The following is a 19,972-nucleotide window of genomic DNA, read 5'->3' as shown; positions in this document are numbered from 1 at the left end:
CGCTGGATCGGGGACGTGGCGTGTGGGATACGTATCCCACACCCTACACCCCACACCCTACACCCCGGTCTCTTAGCCTCCATACCCTATCTCTTCAAGGACGCCGGCACACCGGGCGCAGACGTCCGGATACGGAATGGACCGGCCCACGCTGTCGCTATAGGTCCAACAGCGGGCGCACTTGGACCCCTCGGCTCGCTCGACCCGTACCTCAACCCGTTTGCCGGCTGCCTCCGCCTCCGCCAGGCCGGCGATGCTCACGGCCGAGACGATGAACAGCATCGGCAGATCGGCCTGGTACTGGGTGAGGATCGGCAATAAAGCGGGTTCAACCAGCAGATCGATCCGCGCCTCCAGCGAGGTCCCGATCAGCTTGGCCTTGCGTGCGGCCTCAAGCGCCTTCAGCGCCTCATCGCGGATCGACAGCAAGACCTCCCATCGGGCTTCCAGCGCCTCGTCCAATAGATCGGACCGGACGGTCGGAAATTCGGCGAGGTGGATACTCTCCCCCTCGCCCCCCTGCTTCGGCATCAACTGCCAGACCTCATCGGCAGTGAAGGCGAGGACCGGCGCCATCAGCCTGACGAGCGCATCAAGGATCAGATACATCGCGGTCTGAGCGGCGCGCCGGGCACGGGAGCGTGGGGCGGAGGTGTAGACCCGGTCCTTGAGGATATCCAGGTAAAAGGCCGACAGGTCGACGGCGCAGAAGTTGTGCAGGCCATGATACAGGAGATGGAACTCATAGCTCTCGTAGGCCCGGCGCAATCGTTCGATCAGCCGACCCAGCCGGTGCAGGATGAACCGATCGATCTCTTCGAGCTCGTTGAGCGGCAACGTATCGTGGGCCGGCCGGAAGTCGGACAGGTTGCCCAGGAGATAGCGACAGGTGTTCCGGATCCGCCGGTACCCTTCAGCCAGCCGCTTCAAGATCTCCTCGGAGATGCGGATATCGTCGCGGTAGTCCTCGGCCGCAACCCACAGACGAAGGATCTCGGCGCCATACCGTTCGATCACCTCCTGGGGGGCGACGACATTGCCGAGGGATTTGGACATCTTTTTGCCGTCGCCGTCGACGACAAAGCCGTGGGTCAGAACGGATCGATAGGGCGCCCGTCCCCTGGTCCCGACCGACGTGAGCAGCGAGCTGTGGAACCACCCTCGATGCTGATCGCTCCCCTCCAGATACATGTCGGCCGGCCACTGCAGGTCGGACCTGACCGCAAGGACGGCCGCGTGGCTGACACCGGAATCGAACCAGACATCCAGGATGTCCTGTTCCTTCTCGAAGTCGGCCTTCGCGCAGTTGGGACAGACGGTCCCATACGGCAACAGCTCGGCGGCCGTGTGTGTATACCAGAGGTCGGCCCCGGCCTGCTCCATCATGCTCGCCACATGCTCGGCGAGGGGCTGGTCGGCCAGGATATGGCCGCAATGCGCGCAGTAGAAGGCGACGATCGGAACCCCCCAGGCCCGTTGCCGCGAGATGCACCAGTCCGAGCGATAAGCGATCATATTGCTGATCCGATCCTCACCCCAGGAGGGAATCCATTGGACTCGCTTGATCTCCGCCAGGGCCTTTGCGCGCAGTCCGGTCCGTCCGCCCCCCTCATCAGGCAGGATGGCGGCATCCATCGAGATGAACCACTGCTCGGTCGCCCGGAAGATCGTCGGGTGCTTGCACCGCCAGCAATGGGGATAGGAGTGCTCGACCTGTACCTCAGACAGCAGCAGGCCGCGGCGCTCAAGTTCGGCAATGATCGTCCCGTTGGCCTTCCAGACGCTCAGGCCGCCGACGAGCGGAAGATCCGCCACGAACCGACCGGCGGCGTCGACCGGGTTATAGATATCGAGGCCGTAGCGGAGGCCGGTCTCATAGTCTTCGACACCGTGGCCCGGCGCCGTATGGACACACCCGGTCCCCTGGTCCATCGTGACGTAGTCGGCCAATACGACCCTTGAAGATCGGTCGATCCAGGGGTGCCTGGCCGTTAGCCCTTCCAGCGTGCGGCCCGTCACCTCCTCGACGACCCGACCCTCTTGTACTTGCACGGCGCCAAGCGTTACCTCCAGCCGATCTTTCGCGAGGATGAAATACTCGTCACCCTTTTCGACGATGACGTAGGGTGCGTCCGGGTGGACGGCGATGGCCAGATTCGCCGGCAACGTCCACGGCGTCGTCGTCCAGATGACGACGAACGCCCGTCTCCCCTGCAGTACCGGCAGGCGCTCCGCGGCATCCGGGGTGAGCGGAAACTTGACGTAAATGGACGGCGATGTATGATCGGCATATTCGACCTCGGCCTCGGCCAAGGCGGTCCGGCATGAGGCGCACCAGTGGACCGGCTTCTTCCCCTTGTAGACGACACCCGCTCCGAACAACCGCCCCATCTCACGGACGATCGTCGCCTCGTACAGGTAATCCATGGTGAGATAGGGGGCTGTCCAGTTGCCGAGCACCCCGAGACGCCTGAACTCGTCCCGCTGAATGTCGACGAACCTGGCGGCGTACTCGCGACAGAGCGCACGCTTTTCGACTAACGACACCTCCGCTTTTTTGCTGCCCAGGTTCTTATCGACCTGGTGTTCGATCGGCAGCCCGTGGCAATCCCATCCGGGGACATAGGTCGCGTGATAGCCGAACATCGACTTCGACCTGACCACGATGTCCTTCAGAATTTTATTGAGCGCATGGCCGATATGGATGTGGCCATTCGCGTAGGGGGGGCCGTCGTGGAGAATCCAGACCTGCCGATCAGCACGGACCTCACGGATTCTGTCGTACAAACGCAAGGTCTCCCACCGCGCCAGGATCGACGGCTCAAGCACGGGGAGATCCGCCTTCATCGGAAAGGCCGTAGTGGGCAGATTCAGCGTCTCTTTATAGTTCATCCCTGAACTCCAGGGTGTAGGAGGCCGAGCGTAACGACACCCTACCCCCTAGACCCTCAACCCTGTCTCTCATAGCAGTGACGATGGTGTCTGTCAAGGTTTCAGTCCTGTCTCAATATTGATAGCGATACTTTTGAATGTTGAGCAGAAGACCGACGGCCAGCATATTGACGAGCATAGACGACCCGCCGTAGGAAAGCAGCGGCAACGGAATCCCGACGACCGGCATGATGCCGGTCACCATTCCGATGTTGATCACCATCTGCCACGCGATCATGCTGACGATACCGAAACTTGTTATCATGCTGAACAGATCCGAGGCGTCTTTGGCGAGACGCAGTCCCCGTGACAGGAGGTAGGCATAGACCAGCAGCAGACCCAGCGCGCCCATGAAACCCCACTGCTCCGCCAGTCCGGCGAAGACGAAATCGGTATGATTGGCCGGCAGGAAGTTAAGCTGGCTCTGCGTGGCCGCCATCCATCCCTTCCCGATGAACCCCCCTGAGCCGACGGCGATTTTCGATTGGGCGACATGGTAGCCTACCCCCATCGGATCCATATCGGGATAGACAAAGACAAGGATTCGATTCTTCTGGTAGTCGTGCAGGAAATGCCAGAGGATCGGGGTCACGGCAGCCCCGGCCGCGCCGACCAACAGGAAATAGCGGATCTTCAGTCCCATGACGATCAGGATACTGGCAGCGATCAGCAGGAGCATGATAGCGGTCCCAAGATCGGGTTGGCGCAGGACCAGGGCCATCGGCACAAGGGTAAGCAGAATCGGCAGAACAAAGATCCGGGATGTATGCAACTGCTCCCTCCGATCCTCAAAGTAACGGGCCAGCAGGATGATGAGCGAGAGCTTCATGAACTCGGAGGGTTGAAAGGCAAACGGTCCGATGCTGAGCCATCGCTGGGCGCCAAGGCCGGAACGGCCGATCAGTGAGACAAGCACCAGTGAAACCAAAAGGAAACCGTAGATGAGATACGCCAGGTGTGAGGTCGCCCGATAGGGGAAGAGGCAGAGCGGGATCACCGCGACAAGCCCGATCACGGCCCACGTCGCCTGCTTCAGGTAGAGCGATTGTCTGGCAAGCGAGGCATGCGCCCCGCTGGTACTGTAGATGACCAGGACGCTCAGAGCGGCGAGCCCGGCGGCGACGGCGAACAGCCGCCAATCGAAGGTCAGCAGTGTACGGCGCGAGGTCGACATCAGGTAGGTGTCCATCAGTCGCCCTCTGTCGGTTCAGGTCCAGCCGGTTGAGTCGGGATCGACTCGTCGGATAGCTTAAACCATGCCTCCAGAAGGCTTCGCGCAATCGGTGCAGCGACCTGACCGCCGAACCCGCCATGTTCCACAACGACGGCGATAGCAATCTGGGGATGGTCTGCGGGCGCAAACGAAACAAACCAGGCATGATCCCGTTTGTCGCCTCGCTGGGAATCGCTGTTCTCTACAACCTGGGCGGTCCCTGTCTTGCCGGCTACCCTGAGCCCGGGGATCTTCGCGCGGTTCCCTGTTCCTTCACTGACGACCGCCTGCATCCCCTCCCTCACGATCGCCAGGTTGTCGGGATCGATATTGACGGTTCGGATCCGCTCCGGGCCGTACTCTTCAATCAATTCACGATCCAGCGCCTCGACCTTTCGCACGACCCATGGACGGTAGAGCGTTCCTCCGTTCGCGATGGCGGAGACCATCATAACGGCCTGCATCGGCGTGACCGTGACCATCCCCTGCCCGATTCCGGCCATGACGGTATTGCCGGGGTACCATCCGGCCGCCTCTGGCGAACCGGCCGTTTTGGGGGGAATGATCCCTTTGGCCTCGCTCCCAAGGCCCAGCCCGGAAGGGGCGCCAAGCCCCAGCTCGCGCGCTACGCGGGTGATCTCGCCGATCCCGGCCTTGAGGGCTGTGTGATAAAAGTAGATATTGCAGGAGTTGGCGATGGCCTGCTGAAGATCGAGCGACCCGTGGCCGCCCTTCTTCCAGTCGTGAAAGACGTGCGAGCCGAGATTGAAGGTGCCGTCGCAGGTAAACCTGGTGTCGGGCCTGATGGCCCCCTTCTCGAGGGCGGCCAGCGCGGTCACCAGCTTGAAGATCGAGCCCGGCGCATACTGGCCTTGGAGCCCCTTATTTTGCATAGGATGGCGAGGATCGGCGACAAGTTTCCGCCACTGCTCGGGCGTCAGGCGCTGAGAGAACTGATTCGGGTCGTATGACGGCTGACTGACCATCGCCAGGATCTCACCGGTCGACGGATGAACGGCGATGAGCGCGCCGGCTTTGCCCTGCAGGGCCTCCTCGGCGACCCGCTGCAACCGGTTATCGAGCGTGAGGTGGAGATTGAATCCGGACTGCGGCTCAACCTGTCGGATCAGGCGGCTGATCCGTCCGACCGCGTCGACCTCGATCTGTTTCCCGCCGTCGACGCCCCGTATGAACGCGTCGTACCGCCGCTCGATCCCGGCCTGCCCCATCGTCTCGCCCGGATGGAAGTCTCGAAACTCTTTCGACTTCAGTTGCGTATGGCTCACCTCGGTGACATAGCCCAGCAGGGTGGCGGCCGATCCGCCGTTCGGATAGGCGCGCACCGGCCTGACCTGGAGGCTGACGCCGGGCAGATCGATCTTTTGCTCCTCGACGGCGATCACGGTTCGCTCATCCACCCCTTTGCGCACGAGTACCGGCTGTGACGACGAGCCCTGCCCTTGGGCGAGGCGCTGCCTCAACTCGTCCGGTGACACCTGGAGGATCACTGCAAGGCGCCGTACGGTCTCTTCAACATCAGGCATATCCTCCGGTGTCGCATACAGGTCGAAGGACGCCAGATTCTCGACCATGAGCTCTCCGTGTCGATCGAAGATAAGCCCGCGGGGCGCCTCAACGGGCCGCAGCCGCAGACGGTTATTGAGGGAAAGCTGGTACAGGCGATCGCCCTCCAGGATCTGCAGCGCCCAGAGGCGAAGCACCAGGATCAGGATGCCGACAGAGATGACAGCGGCCGCCACCCTGATCCGTTTTTGAAAGGGGGCGGTGCGGTTGGAGATGTCGCGTTCACCGCTCATCAGGCTACACCCCTGTTGGTCTTCGGCCTCAGCATACCGAGCAGTCCGGTCCCGACTATCGCGGTGTAGAGCGCTCCGGGAAGTGCGGTCCATAGCAGGGCGGAGGCCAAAGGGCGGGGCGCATGGAAGAAACGCAGGAGCAAGAGCGTGATAAGCCCGGACAAGAGACCGGCCAGGCAGAGCAGCACAAATCGCCAGGCCGGCTGGGTTGTCTTGACCTGCTCGCTCAATCCGCTCACCAGAAAGCCGATCAGACTTAAGGTGAATGCGCTGAGGCCAAGGGGCGCGCCCGACAGCGAGTCCTGATACAGTCCGATGAGCAGGCCGGCAACGGACGCCGGTTCCGGTCCGACCGAGAGGCTCACTCCGAAGAGAAGGACAAGAAAGAGGTCCGGCTGAATTCCGCCGATGGCGAGGTGGGGGACGATGGCGGTCTGGAGCAGGCAGACGGCCAGGAGCGCGGGCAGAAACATCATCATGGCGAAGGCTCCTCGCGAGCCCACGGCAGACCGCTTGCCGGCGGTCGTGTAAGCACCATCACCTCCTCCAGGCTCGAGAAGTCGGTGTAGGGCTGCGCCTCAATCAATTGGAACAACGTGGCGTTTGTGGGGCGGCTTGACCGCACGACCTGACCCACGGGGATACCCTTCGGAAAGATGCCGCCCATGCCGGAGGTAATGATCCGATCCCCGACGGCCACGTCGGCCATCAACGGCAGATACTCGACTCGAATGGCCCCGTCCTGGCTTCCCGCCGCGACCCCAATGGCGCGGCTTCGCTGGATGAGCACGCCGACCGCGCTTTCCGGATCGGTGATAAGCTGTACCCGGGACGAGAGCGCCGTCACCTCCACCACCCGCCCTACCAGTCCTTCATTGGTGACGACCGCCATATGACGCCGGATTCCCCGGTTTGTGCCTATATTGATCAGGATCGATCTGAACCAGTTGGTCGTGTCTTTGCCGATCACCCTGGCGACGACCGCCTTCGTCTCCACCCGCTCGTCCAATTGCAGAAGACGGCTCAAGCGGGCGTGTTCCAGGGCGGTTTCGCGCAGCTCTCCCAACTCGACACGAAGTTGCCGAACCTCTTCCCGCAGCAGTTGATTATCACGGCGAACCCGACGAAGATCGACGTACTCATTCCAGACCATGGTGGTGACATCGACGCTCTTGGTCATCATCCGCAGGAACGGCGAAATCGAGGTGAGGAGGATTTGTTTTGCGGTGAGCGCGACGGAGCCCCCGCTGCGTGCCTGCAACGTCATCAGGACGAAGGCCAGGAGCAGGGCCGTTGAAAGAACGAGTATCCGTCGATATCGAAGCAGCAGTCGGGTCATGGCTGTCTGTACTGCCTACGGAGCGGTGGAGAGCGGCGAGAAGTGTGCCGCGAAGACGACACGATCGGCAAGCCTGCGGCAGACCACCGTTATGCCTCGAGACACACCCGCTTGAGAAGGTCCAACTCGTCGAGGGCCTTCCCTGTCCCAAGAACGACGCACGAGAGCGGATCTTCGGCTACCCGCACCTTGAGGTGGGTCTCATGGGAGATCAGCACATCCAGGCCGTGCAACAGGGCCCCACCGCCCGCCATGACGATTCCCTTATCGGCGATGTCGGCGGAGAGTTCCGGCGGTGTCCGCTCCAGGGCTGTTCGGACCGCATCGACAATCGCATGGATCGGATCGTGGAGGGCCTCGCGGATGTCGCTGTCGCTGATGGTAATCGTCTTCGGGATACCGCCGATCAGATCGCGCCCTTTAATCTCGATCTTATGGGGTTCGTCGAACGGAAATGCCGAGCCGATCTGGATCTTCACGCTCTCCGCCGTCCGTTCGCCCACAAGCAGATTGTATTTCCGTTTGAGATACTGGACAATCGCATCATCCATCTCGTCCCCGGCAATCCTGACCGACTGGGCGTAGACGATCCCCGCCAGGGAGATGACGGCGACCTCGGTCGTGCCGCCACCGATATCGATGATCATGCTGCCGACGGGGTCCTGGACCGGCAGTCCGGCCCCGATAGCCGCCGCCATCGGCTCCTCCATCAGGTAGACCTCGCGCGCGCCGGCCTGCTCTGCCGCATCGCGAATGGCGCGTCGCTCGACCTGGGTGATCCCGGAAGGGACGCCGATGACGATTCGGGGTCGGACAAGGGTTTTGCGGTTGTGGATCTTGACGATAAAATGCTTGATCATCGATTCGGTAATATCGAAGTCGGCGATGACCCCGTCTTTCAACGGGCGAATCGCGACAATGCTCCCAGGGGTTCGACCAAGCATCTCCTTGGCGTCGCGTCCTACCTGCAGGACCATATTGGTCCCCTTTTTGATCGCCACCACCGACGGTTCGCTGAGCACAATCCCCTTCCCCTTCACGTAGATCACGGTGTTGGCGGTACCGAGGTCGATGGCCAGATCATTGGAGAACAAGCCGAAAAACCAGTCGAAAATCATAGACCGCTCCTCATTCCAACGTGCAACGCCCAAGGTAAGGGGGAACCTCTACGCATACAAAAATACAGATTTTTTTAGCATAGAACCCTGCACAATACAAGTGATATCCGGAATTCACATCCCGCCCGCACCATAAAGGGGGTTGCGTCGGCCCCGACAATGCGATAGCATAAAAATCACTATATTAGATCGATAGGTGGATGATGGGAACATGATGGAGGGAACCGTGCTGAAGCGAATGCGAGGGTATAGCAATGTGCTGAAGGTGACGTTGTGGCTGGTGATCGCGGCCTTTGTAGGAACCACCTTTTTTGTCTGGGGATTTCGTTCCACATCGGGGCCCGGTCGGCAGAACGCCGTTGCCGCCGTCGAGGGCGAGCAGATCCCTTACACGGAATATCAGCAGGCCTACCAGCGTCAATATCGTCAGTACCAAGAGCAGTTGGGTGATAAGTTCAGTGAAAAGATCCTCGATCAACTGAACCTGAAGGGACAGGTTGTGGAGGCGCTGGTCGGACGCCGTTTGCTCCTTCAAGAGGCCAAACGGTTGGGGATCGTGATCAGTCCGGACGAACTGGTCGCCGAGATCACGACGATACCGGCCTTCAGCGACGCGACAGGCTTTAAGCGGGACCGATATCTCCAGGCCCTTCAATCGGTGCGTCTGACCCCGGAGGCGTTCGAGGAGAGTCTGCGCGAGGATCTCCTGCTGCGCAGGGTCGAGCAGTGGGTGAAGGGGGGAGTTCACCTCCTGCCAAATGAGGCGTGGGAGGCGTTTCGCTTTAACCGAGCCTCCGTCAAGGTCGAGTACCTGTCGTTCTCGGATCCTAAGACGCAACAGGCTACGATCCAAAAGGTCGCCACACTGGTGAAGGAAAAACAATCGTGGGATGAGATCGTAAAGGCGTCCGGGCTCAGGCCTGTGGTCAGCGACCTCTTCTCATGGGATCGCAACCTCCCACAGATACCGGACCAGGAGAGGTTCAAGGAGGCGGCGTTGGCGATGGAGAGGGGGACGATCAGCCCGATCATCGCGAGCGCAAAGGGGGGCTATCTGTTCCGCGTGATCGATCGGAAAGATCCGAGCCCTGCGGACTTCGAACGCGAAAAGGCCCAGTTCAGCCGTGGGCTTCTGCAAAGGAAGCGGGAGCAGGTATTCGCCGACTGGGTTCGTCAGGTCCGAGCCAAGGCAAAGGTCGAGATCGAGACGGCCAACCTCTAACTGCCAACCGCTGCCGATTCGTTCAAGGCGTACGGCCGATCGCGACGTATCGCCCCGCCTCACTGGATCTCAATACCGTGCAGTCCGGTCACGAAAAACCCCCCAAAGACATCGCTGATCGTCATCACCCAATTAAATCGCCCTGTCACCCCCAGCGATCCGGGTTCCTGCAACATGAAAAAGTCCGTTCGGTCGTCAGGAGCGACGACATTATTGAGCAAGAAAGGGCCCGAGGCCAGCCCTCCTCTCAGGTCAAACAGATAGAGCGCCAGGTTCCGCGTAGTCCCCGCTAAGCCGGATTCCAGCAGGACGCCGTTGAACTCAATCGTCTCTGCACTCGAGAAGGTGTCGCGTGATGCCGCGATCGCATCCCCCAATCCCCCGGCGGTTGGGCTGGCTGTAAAGGCAGCAACAACCTCTGCAAAAGAGGAGGGAATCGTCTGAGCGGTCACAATTGCGGTCGACCCATTCGCCGCGTTGATCCCGGCCGGGCGTGCACCGCCGATTGCGGCCGACGCCGCCCACACGGGGGCAGCCGCGAGCAGACAGCAGAGCAGTAGTATCGTCGTTCCTGTACCGATCTTTGCCCGTCGTCTCATGATCGCTCCTCCTGTCCAGGATCATCCGTCACCCTGGTTTTATCGAACGTTCGCCTGTCGACCCACACCAACTAAATTATACTACGTTGTACCGGTGTTGCGGGTCACATCCGATGCGTGGGGGAAGTGGGGGTGGAAAGCGCTTGCCTTTCGCAAGCGGGGGACTGTACAATTTCGTGGCGTTGGGCCGCTGATTATAGAGCGCGGGAACGTGCGGCTCGGACGCGTTCGGCGTCGGCTCATTCGAGGATGGTGCGCATGTCGGAGACACTGCTCTACGTGCTTCTGGGGGTGGTTGCGGGAATCTTCAGCGGATTGATCGGGATCGGCGGGGGCGTGATCATCATCCCGGTGCTGGTTTTCATGTTCGGATTGTCGCAGCATCAGGCCCAGGGCACGACCTTGGCCCTGTTGGTGCCGCCTATCGGCCTGTTGGCGGCATGGACGTACTACAGCAAAGGGTATGTTGACCTGAGAGTAGCCGGCCTGATCTGTGTCGGGTTCTTTGTCGGCGGATTACTCGGCGCCAGGTTGGCGGTCGGCCTGTCCAACTCGGTACTGGAAAAGCTGTTCGGGGCCGCGCTCTTCCTGATCTCGCTGAAGATGATCTTTTCCAGATAGCGGGCTACACCTTGGAGGTCATTCCAAGGCGCTCGGCCTGTCCGCTGTCCTGTACGAACGCCCCCATTCACGACCAGGCCGTCTGTCCCATCCGCCGCCCTTAGGTCAAATGGAAGAGTGTGATCTCCGGACGGACGTTGACGCGGACGGGAGTGCCGGTGGTCCCGAGGCCGCGGTTGACGTACAGGTGGGAGCGCCCCTGGCGGTAGAGCCCCTCCGGGTATGAGCTGAGCAGATGAGCCAGACTGACGCTCAGTCCGAGCGCACTCAGCTTGATCTGCCCCCCATGGTAGTGGCCGGACAGGGTGAGGGCGATGTTGCGAGCGGCGGCCTGAGGGAAGATCTCGGGACGATGAGACAACAGGATCGCCGGGGTTGTCGGATTCAGGCCGTCCAGCGCCCCGTCAAGATCGGGTCGGCCGACGCGCAGATCGTCGATACCGGCAATGGCAATAGGGCCGCCTTCGGTGTCGACGATTCGGTGCGCATTGTGAAGAACCGAGATTCCCGCTTCCTCGAAGGCGACGATGATCTGCGCCGGCTTGCCGTACCAAAGATCATGGTTACCCAGGACGGCGAAACTCCCATACCGGCTCTCAACCCGCGCCATCTCCTCGATGCAGGGGGGAAGGTCGGCTGCCGAATTCGCGATGAAGTCCCCCGTCAGCACAAACAGGTCAGGCTCCAGTCGACGGATCGCCTCGGCACACTGGCGCATCTGAGCGGGGGTCATGAAGAGGCCGGAGTGAATATCGGACACCTGGACAACCTTGAGCGGGGGACTAAAGGGCCGGTTCGAGCTCAAGGGAAGATGCACCTCCTCCACCTCCCACCCATTGCTTGCGTAGGCGGCCCCATAGCCTGAAATCAATACAGGTGTTGCGGCCAGCGCGCCTAACGAGGTTTGCATGAATATCCGGCGCGAGGAATCGTACGACGGCATAGGCGCAGATGTTCCGGTCGGTTTAGCGATGGCGGCGCGGATCCATATGACCCATCGGCCACCCAGACCCGCTACGAGCAGCAACGCGGATGAAAACAGCGATCCGAAGCTCCAGACGGCGGCCGGATAGATCACCGTATAGAGGATCAGCGGAGATGGATGCTCCAGCGGTGCCCATCGAAAGGCGAAGGCGAGATAGATGATCGGCGTCGATGTAAGGAACCCGATCAGGATAAGGCGGAGCAGCGCCTTGTATCGCGAGTTCCAGGGGAATCGTTTCAGTGCTCGATCTCCTCTGACGAAGAGATAGAGCTGCGATGCGACCAGTATCGCGAGAATAATCGACCGAAGCAGTATAAAGCGCATCAATAGAGGTACCGTCTTGCCGGTGTCCACCAAGGAGAGGGTGGACAAAAAAACGTGGTGATGCTAATACATTCTTGTGATCTCTGCAACTGTTTTGTTTCGCTTCCGCCTTCGGCGCCGAAGCCATGGCATCGATCCGACGACACGCCGTAGGGAGGAGGCAGAGACGGATAGGGTCTCGATGGGTGGGAACGCGACAGCAACGGCTGATGTCCGGCGGCCGATCCGGCCGGCAACCTTTGACTGGAATCCGACCCTCGAACCGCGCGCGGCGCGGATTGACAGGGGGACGGTCGCGTATGTCGCTACCGGCGAAGGGCCCCCGCTGGTATTGCTTCACGGTCTTGGGGGAGAGATCTGGATGTGGGAAAGGCAGGTTGCGGCGCTGTCACAACGGTACCGCCTGTACATCCCCGATCTCCTCGGATACGGCTATTCGGATCGGCCGCGGGTTGAGTATGCGCCGTCCCTCTTTATCGAGATGATCAGGCAGTTCATGGACCAGGTCGGCGTGAGGACAGCCGATCTGATCGGGAATTCCATGGGTGGGGGGATCGCCTGGGCGTTCGCCCTGGCTCATCCCGAGCGTGTCGGCAAGCTCGTCCTGATCGACAGTATCCCCCCGCGGGTGGTGGCTGCCGTTCGCAATCGTCTCCTGCGCGGGTTCCTCGCGATCCGTCACGTCCCGCTCCTGCCGTATCTGGCTGTTGCGATTCGAACCCGTCGCATGGTGCGCACTGCCCTCACGCAGATCGTCTACGATCATCGGCTGGTCACCGACGCCGTCGTCGAACGACAATATCGGATCAGTCGTATCGCAGGAACGGCACGGGTGTTGGCCTCGACGGTGCGCCACGCCGACGAGGTCGGTCGGTATGCCCGGATATTGGAAACGTTGCGCAAGCCGACGCTGATCATTTGGGGCGAACAGGATGAGGTATTGCCCGTGGAGGTCGGACGGCAACTTCACGCCGTCATCCGGGATTCCAGCCTGGTCGTCATCAAAGAAAGCGGGCATATCCCGATGTGGGAGACGCCTGATCCGACCAACCGAGCGATCCTGGAGTTTCTGGGTCGCGAGTGACGAGCAGGGCCATACTGAATATTTCCAGTGTGCTGATGCTTAAATTCGTTTACACATTCCGTTCACCCTGAGCTTGTCGAAGGGTGCACACACGGGGCTTCGACAGGCTCAGCCCGAACGGGTGGGGAGGTCAAGCCGTTGCTTGGCCCAGAGAATTCCGATGATGCTCTTGGCGTCGACAATCGTGTTCGACAAGACCCAGCGATAGGCCTGTTCGAACGGGATTACATGGACCTGCAGAAACTCGGTATCGTCGTGGCGTCTGTTCCGGCCGGCTGCCAGCCCTTGAGCGAGGAATAGCCGGATAGAACCGGTGGAAAAGCCAACCGAGGAGTAGAAGGTGCACAGTCGGAGCAGCCGGCGCGGGCGCAGCCCGATCTCCTCCTCGCACTCCCGCCGGGCGGCTGCCACAGGACGTTCACCATGATCGATGATCCCGGCAGGGATCTCGTAGATAGCCCGCCGGATGGCCGGCCGGTACTGCCGAACCAGATAGATTCGGCCGTCGTTATCGATCGGCACGACAGCCACCGCGTCGGGAGGACGGACGATGTCGCGGATCGCCTGCCGCCCGTTCGGCAGGATCACCGTCTGTCGTTCGGTCGAAAGATAGTGCCCCGCGTAGACGACCTTTGTACTGAGGATCTGTTCGATAAGCTTCATATTGTGTCTTTTTCCGCGGCAGCCGCATTGAGGATAGGAGCATAAAGGTCTTCGATCGGTGTGTCAACCCGACGTTCATCCCGTTCTCCATCGATGGGGACAGGACGCATCTGTTGTCGGAAGATGACAGGTGTGAACCATTCCCGAAGGGGCTACTGAGGCGTACATTCATGATTCGAAAGTCGACTGCACTGCATGACGAGCTCGTCAGGCACTTCTCAGCGCACGGCGACGCGCTCCGGCGAGAGTGGGTTCGTCGGATGCGGGTGCAAGGTCTCCTCAAGGGCCTGACCCTTGAGGAGATAGAGACCGAATCCAGCACGCTCTGTGCTGTCTTTCAGGAGTGCCTGGAGAGCGGGAAGTACAATACGGCTATGGCCTATGCCCATCTGAGAGCGCGGCAGGGGGTGCTTGGAGGCCGGACCCCGGAACAGATCGTCGATCGTTTGGCGATACTGCACGATGTGTGCAGGCAATCGCTCTTCAGAACGTATCGGGGAGACGTCGATCGTCTGTCCGGACTTGTCGACCTCTACGCTCCCGTAGCGCACCGGCTTCAGACCCTGATCACGCTGACGTGGGTGGAGGAAAGGGAGCGAACAACCAAACGCGAGATAAATCAGCTTCGAATGCTTGTGCGGGCCGGGATGATCCTCAGCGCGAAGCTCTCACTTGAAGAGGTGTTGCAGCGCATCGTCAACATGGCCTGCAAGTTGATGAGCGCCAAATACGCCGCCCTCGGTGTCCTGGACGGGAAGGGAGGGCTCAGTCGGTTCATTACGGCGGGGATCGAGGAAACCGCACGGCAGGCCATCGGTCCGCCGCCGGTGGGGAAGGGGATTCTGGGCGTGCTCGTACGCGAGGGGAAGCCCCTGCGCCTGACAAACCTCATGGCGGACCCGCGGGCGCACGGGTTCCCGCCTCACCACCCCGCCATGCATTCCTTCCTGGGTGTCCCCGTCATCTCAAAAGGGAAGGTCCTCGGCAACCTCTACGTAACGGAAAAGCAGGGCGCCGACGAGTTCAGCGAGGAGGATGAGACCGTCGCCATCACATTGGCTACGCAGGCCGCCATCGCGCTGGAGAATGCCAGCCTGTATGCGGAACTGCGCCGTTCGTATAATGAGCTAAAACAGTCGCAGCAGTTGCTGGTGCGGCAGGAGAAGCTCGCGTCGCTTGGTCGATTGGCTGCCGGCCTCGCCCATGAACTGAATAATCCCCTCTCCTCGGTAGCCGGGTTTTCCGAGGCCCTCCAGCGGCGTGTCGAGACAGCGGCCGTCGGCGATCTTGCCTCCCTTGCAGAGTGGCGGCAGTATGTCTCGATGATCCAGGACGAGGTGGCCCGCGCGGCGACGATTGTTCGCCGCCTGCTCGACTTTGCGCGACAGCGCGAGCCCACCTTCAGTCTGGTCGATCTGTATGATGTGGTGTCGCATGCCGTGTCGTTTGTTGAGCGCCAGGCCAGCCTCGAAAACCAACGGATCGTCGTGGAGCCGTTCCCGGATGGGAGCCGGGTTATGGCCGATGCGCAGATGCTGCAGCAGGTCTTCCTCAACCTGCTGACCAACGCGCTCGATGCCATCAAGAGCGGCGGAGAGATCCGCATCGAGGCCCATCGTCGTCGCGGGATCACCGAATCGGCCGGTGAACAGGTGTGGCTCGATGTGTGCGTATCGGATACGGGGAGCGGGATCTCGCCCGAGGACCTGTCGAGGGCCTTTGATCCGTTCTTTACCACCAAAGAGGTAGGTAAGGGGACGGGCCTCGGGCTGGCCATCAGCCAGAGCATCGTGGAACAGCACAAGGGCAGTATTGAGGTACGAAGCGAGGGGGTCGGGAAGGGTACGGCGGTGGTCGTCAGCCTGCCGCTGGCCGACCGCGCCGAGAGAGATGAAAAGCAACCTGATCCCACGGAGGCGAGGGGCGAAGATGGTTGAAGCGAGTGAGCGGGGCGGCGCGACCCGCGCGCTGGTTGTCGATGACGAGCGACCGATCCGGCTGCTCATGGAGATGGAGCTGCCGCGGGCGGGCTATATGGTTACCTGCGCTGCAAACGGTGAAGAGGCCCTGGAACAGTTGCGAGCGCGGGAGTTCGACGTCGTCCTCCTCGACCTCAAGATGCCCGGGATCGGGGGGATGGAGGCGCTCCGTCGGATTCGCGATTCGGGAAGTGCGGCGGAGGTGGTTATTCTGACCGGTCATCCCGATGTAGACAGCGCCATCCAGGCCATGAAGCTGGGCGCATACGACTACCTGACCAAGCCCTTCAAGCTCGCCGAATTGGAGGAGGTGTTAGGACGGGCCGCCGAGCGTAAGCGTCTGCGTACGGAGAATACGGCCCTGCGGCGCATGGTTGCCCAGCGCGAACCCGCCCCGATTATGGTCGGTCACAGCTCAGCTATGGCCTCTCTGTTGGCGACCGTACGACGAATCGCGCCGAGCGAAGCGAGCGTCCTGATTCAGGGCGAGAGCGGAACCGGCAAGAGCCTGGTAGCCAAGGCCATTCATATGGCGAGCCGTCGCGCCAATGGGCCGTTCCTGATCATCAACTGCAGCGGCTTTCAAGATCCTCTGCTGGAGAGTGAACTGTTCGGACACGAGAAGGGGGCGTTTACCGGCGCCGTCAGCGTCAAGATGGGTCTCTTTGAGGTCGCGGGCGGCGGGACGCTCCTGCTGGACGAGGTAGGAGAGATGAGCCCGGCCATGCAGGCCAAACTCCTCCAGGTGCTCGACACGAAGGAGTTGCGGCGGGTCGGGGGCACACGGGTCCACCGGGTTGAGGTGCGCATCATTGCCGCAACCAACAAGGACCTGACCCACGAGGTGCGGACCGGACGGTTCCGCGAGGATCTCTACTATCGACTGAACGTCGTCGGCTTGACGCTGCCGTCGCTCCGTGAGCGGAAGGAGGACATTCCACTCCTTGTTGAGCATTTCTTACAGCAATTCCGGGTCACAGGTCAGAAGGCCAAGGCCATCTCCAATGAGGCGATCGATGCACTGGCGGAGTATCCGTGGCCGGGCAATGTGCGGGAGCTCGCGAATACGATCGAGCGCCTGCAGATCCTTACCCCCGGCGACGTCATCGGACCCGAGGATCTGCCGCCCAATATCCGATTCCCGAGCGGCGTCGCGGGCGGTCCCGTCTCGTTGGCGGAGATGGAGCGGCTGCACCTTATCCGGGTGCTCGATCACACCAAAGGCAAAAAGATGCAGGCTGCTCGCCTGCTCGGCATCGACCTCAAAACCCTCAACAGCAAGATCAAGCGTTACAACATTCCCCTGTGAAGCGACGAGTTCTCGCTACCGGGCATCAAGTCAGAGGGGGTGATACTTGGGGCCTACAACGCGGAAACGGCGACCCAGGACAGCGTGGGCGGAGATAACGTCATGAACGTCGCGGTGGTGGGGGTGGGGGCGGTTGGGGGCTACTTCGGCGGGCTGCTGGCGAAGGGCGGCGCGAATGTGACCTTCATCGCCCGAGGAAAGCGTCTGGAGGCACTCAGGGCGACGGGCCTCACGGTCAAGAGCTGGAAGGGGGACTTCGCCGTCCGCGTCAGTGCGACCGATGAACCCACCAAGGTTGGTCCCGTCGACCTGGTCCTCTTCTGCGTCAAATCGTACGATACCGAATCGACGATTCGCCAGGTCCTCCCATTAATCGGGGAGCAGACAGATGTGCTCTCGCTTCAGAATGGGATCGACAACGAGGGCACAATCGCAGCCCTTATCGGACAGGATAGGGTCTTGGCGGGGGTTGCCTACATCGGGGCGAGCGCGCCGGAACCCGGGCTCGTTCTTCATCAGGAGAGCGGGAAGATCATGTTCGGAGAGTTCGACGGCGGTGTCAGCGAGCGGGTTTCCGGGCTCAAGGCGTTCTTTCAGCGGTACGGTTGTCCGGCCGATATCTCATCCGATATGAAAACAGTCCTCTGGACGAAGCTCGCCTGGAATGCCCCGTTTAATGCGATCAATACACTGGTTGGCGGCCCCGTCAAGGTCATCCTTGAGAACCCGCACACCCTTGAACTGGCGCGGTTGGTGACGGCGGAGGTCGTCACTGTGGCGAACGCATCAGGGATCAGCCTTGCTTTTGAGCAGGTGTGGGAACGGAACGTCACGTTCTCTCAGCATTATAATGTCAAGACGTCGATGCTGCAGGACCACGAGGCAGGCAAGCCTTTGGAGCATGAGGCCTTGAATGGCGTCATCGTCAGAAAGGCGGCCGAATACGGGCTGCAGGCGCCTTGCAACTTCGCCCTTTATGCCCTCCTGTCGAGGTTGCAGGGCACGAACTGAGTCCCCAACATTTCAAAGGAAAGCGGAAAAGCGTATGAGTGAACACAAAGAGGTCCTGCCGGGACACGGGCTGCACGTCGAGAAGATGCCGGGGCACTGGCTGCTGGCGCAGATGGGCAAACGGGTGTTGCGTCCCGGTGGCCTTGAACTCACCCGTCGGATGCTGGATGCGCTCAATATCCGATCGACGGACCGGGTCGTCGAATTTGCGCCTGGGTTGGGTGTGACGGCGCAGATAGTGCTGGCGAAATCTCCGTCCAGTTATACCGCGGTAGAGGCGGACGAGGTCGCCGCCACGCGGGTCCGAGGCTATCTGTCCGGCGACAATCAGCGCTGTGTGGTCGGACAAGCGGAAGAGTCAGGTCTACCGGACGCCTGCGCTACGGTCGTGTACTGCGAAGCGATGCTGAGCATGAAGACGCCGGAACATAAGGCGACAATCATCCAAGAGGCCAAGCGTCTGCTGGTCCCGGGTGGGCGTTGCGGCATCCATGAATTGGCCTTAGTTCCGGACGATATCGAGACGGCAATCAGAGACGCCATTAATCGGGCGCTCTCGCAATCGATTCATGTGGGGGTGCGGCCGATGACCGGGTCGGAATGGCGAGCGCTGCTGGAACATGAAGGGTTGAGCATTACGGCGCAGGCCACTGCACCGATGCACCTGCTTGAGCCCTCCGAGATGATCCGGAATGAGGGTGTGGCTGGAATGGCCCGGATTGCCTGGAACGTGCTGCGGAATCCGGCGGCGCGCCAGCGAATACACGCGATGCGCCGGGTATTCCGTCAGTACGACCGAAACCTGGCGGCGCTTATGCTGGTCGCCGAAAAGGAAAATTCATAGCGTCGGAAATCAGGGGCCAGGGGTCCTGGCCGCTTCTTTCGGAAGCAAGCGGTGCTCGTGGAACTGAAGCCTCGCAACCTCGATCTTCCCCCCTTGGGCAGTGATAATCACGCGAGACCTTGGGAGCCAGAAACTCTCGACCTCGACGTACTCATCGGTAAAGACAGTGCTTGTGGCAAGTGAACCCTTCTCATCGAACTGGAAGACGGCTACCTGCTTGGGTAACGAGCCATGAAGCGTCGGGGTGTACTCCAAGACGTTCAGGCTCAACCACCCTTTTTCGGTCTTCTGATTCACCTGGACGATCTGTCGATCCTTGATGCGGTAAGTCGATGAGGCGCGGTCGCCTTTCTTCACCAGGCGGCCTTGTGGATGCTGATCTTCTGGACCAAAGCCAATCGGCGCTTCCTCATGCTTATGAGTGTCCAGCTTCAGCCTATGGTTGACGAGCGACTTCAAAATCCGGCCGGCCCATTCTGCCGTCTCCCGGTCTTGCAACTCCACCTGCACCTTTCCGGAAGACAGGACCGTCAGCTCACCGCCTGACCTGTTGCCATCCCGGTCCACCGTTAGTTTCGCCGTGAAACCCGGGAAGTGATCCCACACGACCACCCGCCTGCGGGCCTCCTCCAGGAGGGTACGGGCCTCAGCATCATCCCGAATCTCCTGAGCGTGAAGGGGATGAACTGGAACAGCGAGCAGTAGGATGGCGACACACAGGCGATAGATCCAGCGCGATTGTCTTTTCATGGGTTCATTTCCTCTCTTCAGAAACAACTATTCGGTGGTTTGAGGTGAAGCATAGGTCAGGCCGACATATACGTCAAGCTGTTCTCGTTCGCATCCCTCGGGATTCGTCCTTGCGAGCACTCGCAGGGTGCGCGGCAATCTCAGCGTTCTGAAGGTGCGAAGA

17 protein-coding genes are annotated in these 19,972 nt (G+C 60.9%); 7 read left to right on the top strand and 10 right to left on the bottom strand.

Features of this window, described 5'->3' with window-relative positions:
* Positions 1-72: 72 nt before the first annotated feature.
* The 6 genes from C3F12_04735 to C3F12_04710 form a co-directional block, all read right to left on the bottom strand.
* The gene (locus tag C3F12_04735; GenBank protein PWB47286.1) at positions 73-2,892 is read right to left on the bottom strand and encodes an isoleucine--tRNA ligase; all 2,820 of its coding nucleotides are present in this window, start codon (positions 2,890-2,892) and stop codon (positions 73-75) included.
* A 112-nt stretch (positions 2,893-3,004) separates the two neighbouring features.
* Positions 3,005-4,120, bottom strand: coding sequence for a rod shape-determining protein RodA (locus tag C3F12_04730; protein ID PWB47285.1), 1,116 nt, complete (start codon positions 4,118-4,120; stop codon positions 3,005-3,007).
* Positions 4,120-6,054 carry a penicillin-binding protein 2 gene (mrdA, locus tag C3F12_04725; GenBank protein ID PWB47284.1) on the bottom strand — a complete coding sequence of 645 codons (1,935 nt, stop codon included), beginning with the start codon at positions 6,052-6,054 and terminating at the stop codon, positions 4,120-4,122. The genes C3F12_04730 and mrdA overlap by 1 nt, the downstream gene beginning before the upstream one ends.
* Positions 5,961-6,440 (bottom strand): rod shape-determining protein MreD, encoded by a 480-nt coding sequence (gene mreD, locus C3F12_04720; GenBank protein ID PWB47592.1) that lies wholly within the window; start codon positions 6,438-6,440, stop codon positions 5,961-5,963. Before mreD ends, mrdA begins: the two co-directional genes overlap by 94 nt.
* On the bottom strand, positions 6,437-7,300 hold the full coding sequence (locus C3F12_04715; GenBank protein ID PWB47283.1) for a rod shape-determining protein MreC: 864 nt from the start codon (positions 7,298-7,300) through the stop codon (positions 6,437-6,439). Before C3F12_04715 ends, mreD begins: the two co-directional genes overlap by 4 nt.
* Positions 7,301-7,389: 89 nt before the next feature.
* Entirely contained in the window at positions 7,390-8,418 is a 1,029-nt protein-coding gene (locus C3F12_04710; protein PWB47282.1) for a rod shape-determining protein, read from the bottom strand.
* 211 nt (positions 8,419-8,629) lie between these two features.
* Here C3F12_04710 and C3F12_04705 point away from each other — a divergent pair, with 211 nt between their 5' ends.
* Positions 8,630-9,640 carry a hypothetical protein gene (locus C3F12_04705; GenBank protein PWB47281.1) on the top strand — a complete coding sequence of 337 codons (1,011 nt, stop codon included), beginning with the start codon at positions 8,630-8,632 and terminating at the stop codon, positions 9,638-9,640.
* Between the two features lie 59 nt (positions 9,641-9,699).
* On the opposite strand, the gene C3F12_04700 is transcribed toward C3F12_04705, so the two are convergent.
* Positions 9,700-10,239, bottom strand: a complete 540-nt coding sequence (locus C3F12_04700; GenBank protein ID PWB47280.1) for a hypothetical protein — start codon at positions 10,237-10,239, stop codon at positions 9,700-9,702.
* A 249-nt stretch (positions 10,240-10,488) separates the two neighbouring features.
* On the opposite strand from C3F12_04700, the gene C3F12_04695 reads away from it, so the two are divergent.
* Positions 10,489-10,860 (top strand): permease, encoded by a 372-nt coding sequence (locus C3F12_04695; protein ID PWB47279.1) that lies wholly within the window; start codon positions 10,489-10,491, stop codon positions 10,858-10,860.
* Between the two features lie 100 nt (positions 10,861-10,960).
* Here C3F12_04695 and C3F12_04690 read toward each other — a convergent pair whose 3' ends face one another.
* Positions 10,961-12,169 (bottom strand): hypothetical protein, encoded by a 1,209-nt coding sequence (locus C3F12_04690; protein ID PWB47278.1) that lies wholly within the window; start codon positions 12,167-12,169, stop codon positions 10,961-10,963.
* 181 nt (positions 12,170-12,350) lie between these two features.
* Here C3F12_04690 and C3F12_04685 point away from each other — a divergent pair, with 181 nt between their 5' ends.
* Positions 12,351-13,253 carry a hypothetical protein gene (locus tag C3F12_04685; protein ID PWB47277.1) on the top strand — a complete coding sequence of 301 codons (903 nt, stop codon included), beginning with the start codon at positions 12,351-12,353 and terminating at the stop codon, positions 13,251-13,253.
* 108 nt (positions 13,254-13,361) lie between these two features.
* Here C3F12_04685 and C3F12_04680 read toward each other — a convergent pair whose 3' ends face one another.
* Positions 13,362-13,916, bottom strand: a complete 555-nt coding sequence (locus C3F12_04680; GenBank protein PWB47276.1) for a hypothetical protein — start codon at positions 13,914-13,916, stop codon at positions 13,362-13,364.
* 170 nt (positions 13,917-14,086) lie between these two features.
* Between C3F12_04680 and C3F12_04675 the strand changes: the two genes are divergently transcribed.
* The 4 genes from C3F12_04675 to C3F12_04660 all read left to right on the top strand — a co-directional run bounded on the left by C3F12_04675 (position 14,087) and on the right by C3F12_04660 (position 19,059).
* Positions 14,087-15,853 (top strand): hypothetical protein, encoded by a 1,767-nt coding sequence (locus C3F12_04675; protein PWB47275.1) that lies wholly within the window; start codon positions 14,087-14,089, stop codon positions 15,851-15,853.
* Positions 15,846-17,204 (top strand): sigma-54-dependent Fis family transcriptional regulator, encoded by a 1,359-nt coding sequence (locus C3F12_04670; GenBank protein PWB47274.1) that lies wholly within the window; start codon positions 15,846-15,848, stop codon positions 17,202-17,204. The genes C3F12_04675 and C3F12_04670 overlap by 8 nt, the downstream gene beginning before the upstream one ends.
* A gap of 102 nt (positions 17,205-17,306) precedes the next feature.
* On the top strand, positions 17,307-18,215 hold the full coding sequence (locus tag C3F12_04665) for a 2-dehydropantoate 2-reductase (protein PWB47273.1): 909 nt from the start codon (positions 17,307-17,309) through the stop codon (positions 18,213-18,215).
* Positions 18,216-18,249: 34 nt separating this feature from the next.
* Positions 18,250-19,059, top strand: a complete 810-nt coding sequence (locus C3F12_04660; GenBank protein ID PWB47272.1) for an SAM-dependent methyltransferase — start codon at positions 18,250-18,252, stop codon at positions 19,057-19,059.
* A 9-nt stretch (positions 19,060-19,068) separates the two neighbouring features.
* Here the strand turns inward: C3F12_04660 and C3F12_04655 are convergent, their stop codons facing one another.
* Positions 19,069-19,809, bottom strand: a complete 741-nt coding sequence (locus C3F12_04655; GenBank protein PWB47271.1) for a hypothetical protein — start codon at positions 19,807-19,809, stop codon at positions 19,069-19,071.
* Positions 19,810-19,972: the final 163 nt, after the last annotated feature.

This window comes from Candidatus Methylomirabilota bacterium (assembly GCA_003104975.1).
In the GTDB taxonomy this organism is placed as follows: Bacteria; Methylomirabilota; Methylomirabilia; order Methylomirabilales; family Methylomirabilaceae; genus Methylomirabilis.
Note: the sequence above shows the minus strand (reverse complement) of the source record. Positions and strands in the feature narration are given on the sequence as shown.

What these genes read in the sequence shown, in the direction of transcription:
- C3F12_04735 (PWB47286.1), bottom strand. Translation starts at nt 2,892, where the DNA reads ATGAACTATAAAGAGACGCTGAATCTGCCCACTACGGCCTTTCCGATG.
- C3F12_04730 (PWB47285.1), bottom strand. Translation starts at nt 4,120, where the DNA reads ATGGACACCTACCTGATGTCGACCTCGCGCCGTACACTGCTGACCTTC.
- mrdA (PWB47284.1), bottom strand. Translation starts at nt 6,054, where the DNA reads ATGGACCGCACTTCCCGGAGCGCTCTACACCGCGATAGTCGGGACCGG.
- mreD (PWB47592.1), bottom strand. Translation starts at nt 6,440, where the DNA reads ATGATGATGTTTCTGCCCGCGCTCCTGGCCGTCTGCCTGCTCCAGACC.
- C3F12_04715 (PWB47283.1), bottom strand. Translation starts at nt 7,300, where the DNA reads ATGACCCGACTGCTGCTTCGATATCGACGGATACTCGTTCTTTCAACG.
- C3F12_04710 (PWB47282.1), bottom strand. Translation starts at nt 8,418, where the DNA reads ATGATTTTCGACTGGTTTTTCGGCTTGTTCTCCAATGATCTGGCCATC.
- C3F12_04705 (PWB47281.1), top strand. Translation starts at nt 8,630, where the DNA reads ATGATGGAGGGAACCGTGCTGAAGCGAATGCGAGGGTATAGCAATGTG.
- C3F12_04700 (PWB47280.1), bottom strand. Translation starts at nt 10,239, where the DNA reads ATGAGACGACGGGCAAAGATCGGTACAGGAACGACGATACTACTGCTC.
- C3F12_04695 (PWB47279.1), top strand. Translation starts at nt 10,489, where the DNA reads ATGGTGCGCATGTCGGAGACACTGCTCTACGTGCTTCTGGGGGTGGTT.
- C3F12_04690 (PWB47278.1), bottom strand. Translation starts at nt 12,169, where the DNA reads ATGCGCTTTATACTGCTTCGGTCGATTATTCTCGCGATACTGGTCGCA.
- C3F12_04685 (PWB47277.1), top strand. Translation starts at nt 12,351, where the DNA reads ATGGGTGGGAACGCGACAGCAACGGCTGATGTCCGGCGGCCGATCCGG.
- C3F12_04680 (PWB47276.1), bottom strand. Translation starts at nt 13,916, where the DNA reads ATGAAGCTTATCGAACAGATCCTCAGTACAAAGGTCGTCTACGCGGGG.
- C3F12_04675 (PWB47275.1), top strand. Translation starts at nt 14,087, where the DNA reads ATGATTCGAAAGTCGACTGCACTGCATGACGAGCTCGTCAGGCACTTC.
- C3F12_04670 (PWB47274.1), top strand. Translation starts at nt 15,846, where the DNA reads ATGGTTGAAGCGAGTGAGCGGGGCGGCGCGACCCGCGCGCTGGTTGTC.
- C3F12_04665 (PWB47273.1), top strand. Translation starts at nt 17,307, where the DNA reads ATGAACGTCGCGGTGGTGGGGGTGGGGGCGGTTGGGGGCTACTTCGGC.
- C3F12_04660 (PWB47272.1), top strand. Translation starts at nt 18,250, where the DNA reads ATGAGTGAACACAAAGAGGTCCTGCCGGGACACGGGCTGCACGTCGAG.
- C3F12_04655 (PWB47271.1), bottom strand. Translation starts at nt 19,809, where the DNA reads ATGAAAAGACAATCGCGCTGGATCTATCGCCTGTGTGTCGCCATCCTA.